4 protein-coding genes and 1 pseudogene are annotated in these 6,070 nt (G+C 53.2%); 3 read left to right on the top strand and 2 right to left on the bottom strand.

Annotation, left to right across the window (positions count from 1 at the left end; all coding sequences use genetic code 11):
* Positions 1 to 688 (bottom strand): Uma2 family endonuclease (locus H6F43_RS12140; protein WP_190343018.1); only part of this gene is annotated, 688 nt, incomplete at its 3' end.
* Between the two features lie 397 nt (positions 689 to 1,085).
* On the opposite strand from H6F43_RS12140, the gene H6F43_RS12135 reads away from it, so the two are divergent.
* On the top strand, positions 1,086 to 4,496 hold the full coding sequence (locus H6F43_RS12135) for a phycobilisome rod-core linker polypeptide (protein ID WP_190343017.1): 3,411 nt from the start codon (positions 1,086 to 1,088) through the stop codon (positions 4,494 to 4,496).
* A 186-nt stretch (positions 4,497 to 4,682) separates the two neighbouring features.
* Positions 4,683 to 4,874: a hypothetical protein gene (locus tag H6F43_RS12130; RefSeq protein ID WP_190343016.1), complete on the top strand. Its 192-nt coding sequence runs from the start codon at positions 4,683 to 4,685 to the stop codon at positions 4,872 to 4,874.
* Positions 4,875 to 5,112: 238 nt separating this feature from the next.
* Here the strand turns inward: H6F43_RS12130 and H6F43_RS12125 are convergent, their stop codons facing one another.
* Positions 5,113 to 5,778 carry a DUF2996 domain-containing protein gene (locus H6F43_RS12125; RefSeq protein WP_190343015.1) on the bottom strand — a complete coding sequence of 222 codons (666 nt, stop codon included), beginning with the start codon at positions 5,776 to 5,778 and terminating at the stop codon, positions 5,113 to 5,115.
* Positions 5,779 to 5,942: 164 nt separating this feature from the next.
* Here H6F43_RS12125 and H6F43_RS23130 point away from each other — a divergent pair.
* A pseudogene (locus H6F43_RS23130) lies at positions 5,943 to 6,070 on the top strand (alpha/beta hydrolase); the annotation flags it as partial.

Below are 6,070 nucleotides of genomic sequence, written 5' to 3'. Positions count from 1 at the left end.
GTTGCTCAGTTTGCTCAAGCTGTTGCTCAGTCTGCTCAAGCTGTTGCTCAATTCGATCTGTCCATTCATCGGGACTAAGACACCGCTCAAAGCCAGCGTCAGACAATTGCTCAAACCAGTACAGCCATTCGCGACGCCAGTTCTTGTAGGTTCCCTGACTTCGACCAATTCCTAGCCCAATTTCGGGCATCCAGAAAGGTTCACTTGATTGCAGCACGTACTGATTGTTAATCAGACGATATGCCTCAAGGGGTGCGTGCTTATCGCGTCTCCAGAAGTCTGGATTGTATACCACGTAATACAGCACGCCCAGCGATCGATACTTGTCCAGTTTGGTGTCATATTCGCCACCGTATTTCTGGGACACTACTTCCAGGCCCAAAACTGGAGCAGTGTAGTTTTCTTCCCACATTACATAGCTCAGTCGTCCTCGATCACTTTTACGGCGATCGACTCCCACACTAAGGAACCCGTCTGGTACTAGAGCGTTCTGCGGTGTTTCTGGCAGGTAGTAGATGCCCATATCTACGCCGAAAAACCAGTCCTGCCGCTCCGACCAAATAATTGCCAGAATTGCCAACAGCAAGTTTGGCACCAAGTTTTGCAGTTCGTTATCCACAGGTGTATCGTCGGAGTCGGGCAGGTCTTCGGCGGTAGGTAAAACCTGCAATGGGTTGTACTGGATCATCTCGCAGCTCCAGTGAGCGGGAATGACTGCATCTTAGCAAGGTGCTCAGGTAGGTTTGCGTGAGCGATTGCTTCAGTCACCATTCAGTCAGCAGCCACCTTTTGTTAGTATTCACTTTTGTAACAAAAACTTCACACGCTCTCAGGTGTGTAACCCTGATCCTCTATGATCAAACGATAAATCGAGCGATTTAGGTCTTCATAGTTTTTAATAAACGAAATGGACGGACCCCGATCGTTCTAACCTAATGAATGACACTGATTGACCGTGCCGTCTTTGCTCACGTTCTTGCAGAGAGCCGCTTCCCAGAAAGGGGAATGCTTTCGGATGGTTGGCAGGTGACACTCTGGTCAGATTTAACACAGTTACGATCCGTATAGGGAGCCTTTGAAATCCAATGAGTGTTAAAGCAAGTGGTGGAAGCTCAGTTGCACGCCCGAACCTTTACCAAACCCTACCCGTTTCGACGATTACTCAGGCAGAGCAGCAAGACCGCTTCCTGGGACGCGGCGAACTGGACGAACTCGCCCGCTACTTCAGTTCGGGTGCCAAACGCCTAGAAATTGCAGCGATCCTGACCCAAAAGTCCGACTTGATTGTGTCGCGGGCTGCCAACCGGATCTTCGTAGGCGGTTCTCCCATGTCGTTCTTGGAGCGACCTGTACAGGAGCCTGTTAAGACGATCGCAGGCACCGTCCTGGACACCAAAGAGAGCATGAAACTGGGAACCGTCACGTTTGTCGATGACAAAGGTGGTGGTCTGCTGGATGGCATCAAGGCGCTGTTTAGCGTGGCTCCGGGCAGCGGTGGCGGTCCGGTTCCGCCCAGCTTCCGCCCGATTAACATTGCCCGCTATGGTCCTGCAAACATGCAGAAATCGCTGCGGGACTTGAGCTGGTTCCTGCGCTACACAACCTACGCGATCGTCGCAGGCGACCCGAACATTATTGCCGTCAACACGCGCGGTCTGCGGGAAATTATTGAGCGGGCGTGCTCTGGAGAAGCCACGATCGTGGCGCTGCAAGAAATGCGGTTCGCAGCGTTGAGCTACTTCCGACGGGACGCCGATTCGGCGGCGATCGTCGCTCAGTACTTCGACGTGCTGATCAGCGAATTCAAAGCGCCCACGCCTTCGGATAAGCTTCGGCAGCGTCCCTCGCCAGATCTGCAAGGTCTGCAGCTACCTCAGATCTACGCCAATGCTGCAGAGCGTCGCCCGAAGTACGCCATGAAGCCCGGTTTGTCTTCGTCTGAGAAGATCGAAATCATTAAAGCCGCTTATCGTCAGGTGTTCGAGCGCGACATCACGCGTGCCTACTCGCTAGGCATCTCGGATCTGGAATCGAAGGTCAAGAACGGCGACATCTCCATGAAGGAGTTCATTCGCCGTCTGGCAAAATCACCGCTGTACCGCAAGAACTTTTTTGAGCCGTACATCAACAGCCGCGCTTTAGAGTTGGCGTTCCGTCACATCCTCGGTCGCGGTCCGAGTTCGCGAGAAGAAGTGCAGAAGTACTTTTCGATCGTGTCTAACGGTGGTCTACCTGCCCTCGTTGATGCGCTAATCGACTCTAAGGAATACGCAGACTACTTCGGCGAAGAAACGGTGCCTTACCTGCGTGGTCTAGGTCAAGAAGCACAAGAGTGCCGCAACTGGGGACCGCAGCAAGACCTGTTTAAGTACAGCGCTCCGTTCCGCAAGGTGCCGCAGTTCCTCACGACCTTCGCGTCGTACGACCAACCGCTGCCTGACCAGCACCCCTACGGCTCCGGCAACGACCCGCTGGAAATTCAGTTCGGTGCTATCTTCCCGAAGGAAACGAAAAACCCCAGCACCAGTCCTGCACCGTTCGGCAAGGATACCCGCCGCATTCTGATTAATCGCGGTCCAGGGATCAACAACCAGCTCAGCAATCCGGCGGCGCGTGGCTTGGCTCCGGGGTCGCTAGGACCAAAGCTATTCAAGCTCGACCAAGTGCCCAGCTTTACGGGCATGTCTGCTGGCAAGCGCACCGTTAGCACGAAGGGCATCAGCGTTAAGTTCTCGGAAAGCTCGACGCAAGCCGTCATTAAAGCGGCGTACCTGCAAGTCTTTGGACGGGATGTCTACGACGGACAGCGCTTGAAGGTAGATGAAATCAAGCTGGAGAACGGTGAGATTACCGTTCGCGATTTTATCCGTCGCTTGGCGAAGTCCAATCTGTTCCGCTCTCTGTACTGGGAGAAGCTGTACGTTACCAAGGCGGTTGAGTACATCCACCGTCGGCTGTTGGGTCGTCCAACTTACGGGCGTCAGGAAATTAACAAGTACTTCGATATTTGCTCGAAGAAGGGCTTCTATGCGCTGATTGATGCGCTGATTGATAGCCCTGAATACAGCGAAACCTTCGATGAGGATGTTGTTCCTTACGAGCGCTACCTGACTCCGGGTGGATTGGCGCTGCGGACGGTGCGCGTTGGCTCGATCGGCGACAAAGGCACCCGCATCGATCGGGAAGAAACGCCTCGCTTCGTCGAACTCGGCGCTGTTTCCCAACTGCGGACCGAGCCGGACATTCAGTTCCGCATCAACCAGGGCGTTAGCAAGAAGCGGGAACAGACCAAAACCTTTAAGCTCACGAACCTCAACGACAAGACAAACCTCAAGACCATCATTGGCGCAGCCTATCGTCAAATCTTCGAGCGCGATGTTGCTCCCTATATTGTTCAGAACGAGTTTACTGAGCTAGAAAGCCGACTCAGCAATGGGGAAATCAACCTGAAGGAGTTTATTGAAAGGTTGGGTACCTCAAATCTGTACCTGAAGGAGTTCTACACGCCCTATCCCAACACGAAGGTGATTGAGCTAGGCACGAAGCACTTCCTCGGTCGGGCACCGTTGGATCAACAAGAGATTCGTAAGTACAACCAAATCCTGGCAACCCAGGGCTTGAAGGGCTTCATTGGCGCAATGGTCAACAGCATGGATTACGCTCAGGCGTTTGGCGAAGATACGGTGCCATACAACCGCTTCTTGACGCTGCCTGCAGCGAACTTCCCCAACAGCCAAACGCTGTATAACAAGCTGACCAAGCAAGATGACAAGCTGGAAGTCCCCAGTTTTGCGTCTACTAAGCCGCGTATGGATGCGACCAAGATGCCACTCATGGGCAAGGCGATGGCGGACTTGGCAGCGGACAGCCGCAAGATCGACCTGAGCAAACCCAGGTTCGTCGAGTTGGGTCGATCGTTCACCAACGGCAACGGTCAGTCTGTGGAAGTGGGCGTTGGCACGGCGCGTCGCAAGCCCGCTCGTATCTATCGCATGAACCCTGGTATGACTCAGGGCGAAACGGAACTGGCGCTCAACGCCATCTATGTGCAGGTGATGGATGTGTTCAGCGGCCAAGTGCCCGCTCAGTTCCGTCGATCGGACCTGGAAAGCAAGCTGCGCAATGGCGAAATCTCGGTGCGCGAGTTTGTCAGGACACTAGCAAGCTCGGATATTTATGTCCGTCGCTTCTATGCGCCTTACCCGAATACGAAGGTGATCGAATTCTTGTTCCGTCATCTGCTCGGTCGCGCTCCGGCAACTCAGTCAGAAATCCGTCAGTACAACCGCATTCTGGCAGATAAGGGTCTGAAGGCGGCGGTTGAGGAGATGGTGAACAGCGCTGAGTACTCGCGCTACTTTGGTGAGGATGTGGTGCCGTATAAGCGGTATCCGTCGCTGCCTGCGGGCAACTACTTAGGTAGCGTTAAGGCGGATGCGGATTTGGTCAAGCAGTCTTGGTCGGATCTGTCGCCTTCGGCGCGGATGGGTCGCTAGTCCCAGCGTCAATTAATTAAAACCCCTGATTCTAGATGGATCAGGGGTTTTTGCTTTTAACTAAGTCTCTCGGCAATGTTTCCAAGACAAACGTAAACGATCACTTGCTATTTCACCATAATTGGAGATTGACTACTGGTACTAAGTAGGGCTACTCAAGGGCTACTCAGTTCTTAGACACCTTTCATGAAGATAACCATCAACCTGTCTACGGACCTTCTCGTATCGGAGATGGAGATAGCGGACCCAGAGCAGCTAACAGGCGCACTAACTGCGATCCGAAACATTCTCGATGACCTTAGAGTTAGCATTCGTCGCGCTCGAAATACTTATCAACGGCTGCCTGTAAGAGCAACTGGGACGAAGGCAACCCTCTAGATTGAGCGATCGCCTTCAGTTGCTCATGAATGCCTCTGGGGATTGTGATCTTATAGAGGCAATCGCGCCATCACAGCGAACTTGAAGTGTTCACAACAGCAAGGCGACGATCGCTGCCTTGCTTGCACACCATGATCGCCGCTTCCCACCTAAGCGGAACGACGATCGCTCCTCTCTGTGAACTCTGCTTGCCCTACCATGCTCCTAAACATGTCAGGGCAAATTGACTCAGTAGTCGCTAATTCCTCACCAGCCACTTCTGAGCATTAACCCGTTGCAGCGTCCAGAACACCAGCAGCCCCAGGTCAAACTTACGCTCATCAATTCGGAACGACTCTAGCGTGCTCGGTCTACCGCCGCTCTCCGAGTAAGAAAAGCCCTTCTGACCATTGATATTTTCGTCGAAAAAGTAGAGATTGAATTCCCTCGTTTGCTTGTAGCCGCTGCTCCAGCGGCAAATCACCTGCCACGTCTCCGGCAAATGCGAGAAGCCAACCACATTAATCTTGCGCTTCTCAAACAGCAAAGCTGCATCAGAAATTCCCTGCTTCTCCAGCCCAGCCTTAAGAGCAGGCAAAAAATCCTGCTGGATAAAGTCTGCGAATGGCTTATCTTCTAACGCAGGAGCTTTTTCTTTCTTAGGTTTGGCAGCGGGTTTTCCGTCTGCGGCGTCTGCCTTGGGCGATCGCTTTTCGGCAGGCTTGTCACCCGGTTCAACCTTGGCTTTCGCTGCGTTGGGATTGTCCGGACTTGCCGCTTCCGGGTCAGGCGTATTTGCCGTCGGAATGGCAGTTGCCTCTGGCGAAGACGTGGATGGAGCGTTCTCTATCGCCACGTCAGGAGCCTTCTCCGCAGTGCTAGGTGCCTGCTCTTCGGCTTCTCGGTGAGTCGGTTCTTCTGGCATGTCTCCGGTCAATCCTTGTTTCAAGTTGCAGCACAATCGCAGGGGAATCGGGGAATGTCCCTAAAGGTTCATAGTAATAGAATGCCTCTAGAAGAGCCAGTAGCCAAGGATAATAGGATGTATACGATCGAGTCTATCGACCAAGCATTTCATTGGGTGTCGTTGTGAGCGTGGCTTCAAAACCGTCTCAGCTTGTAGATCTGAATGCCATCGTACAGGGAAGCGGCTTTCCGGTCCTCTGTCTTCATGGGCATCCGGGGTCGGGTCACAGCCTTGCCGTGTTTACAAATCA

The organism is Leptolyngbya sp. FACHB-36 (genome assembly GCF_014695955.1).
GTDB lineage: Bacteria > Cyanobacteriota > Cyanobacteriia > Leptolyngbyales > Leptolyngbyaceae > FACHB-36.
The sequence above is the reverse complement of the archived record's forward strand: the minus strand, read 5'-3'. Positions and strand labels throughout refer to the sequence as shown.

Coding starts and splice junctions, on each gene's coding strand:
- H6F43_RS12125 (WP_190343015.1), bottom strand. CDS start 5,778: ATGCCAGAAGAACCGACTCACCGAGAAGCCGAAGAGCAGGCACCTAGC.
- H6F43_RS12135 (WP_190343017.1), top strand. CDS start 1,086: ATGAGTGTTAAAGCAAGTGGTGGAAGCTCAGTTGCACGCCCGAACCTT.
- H6F43_RS12130 (WP_190343016.1), top strand. CDS start 4,683: ATGAAGATAACCATCAACCTGTCTACGGACCTTCTCGTATCGGAGATG.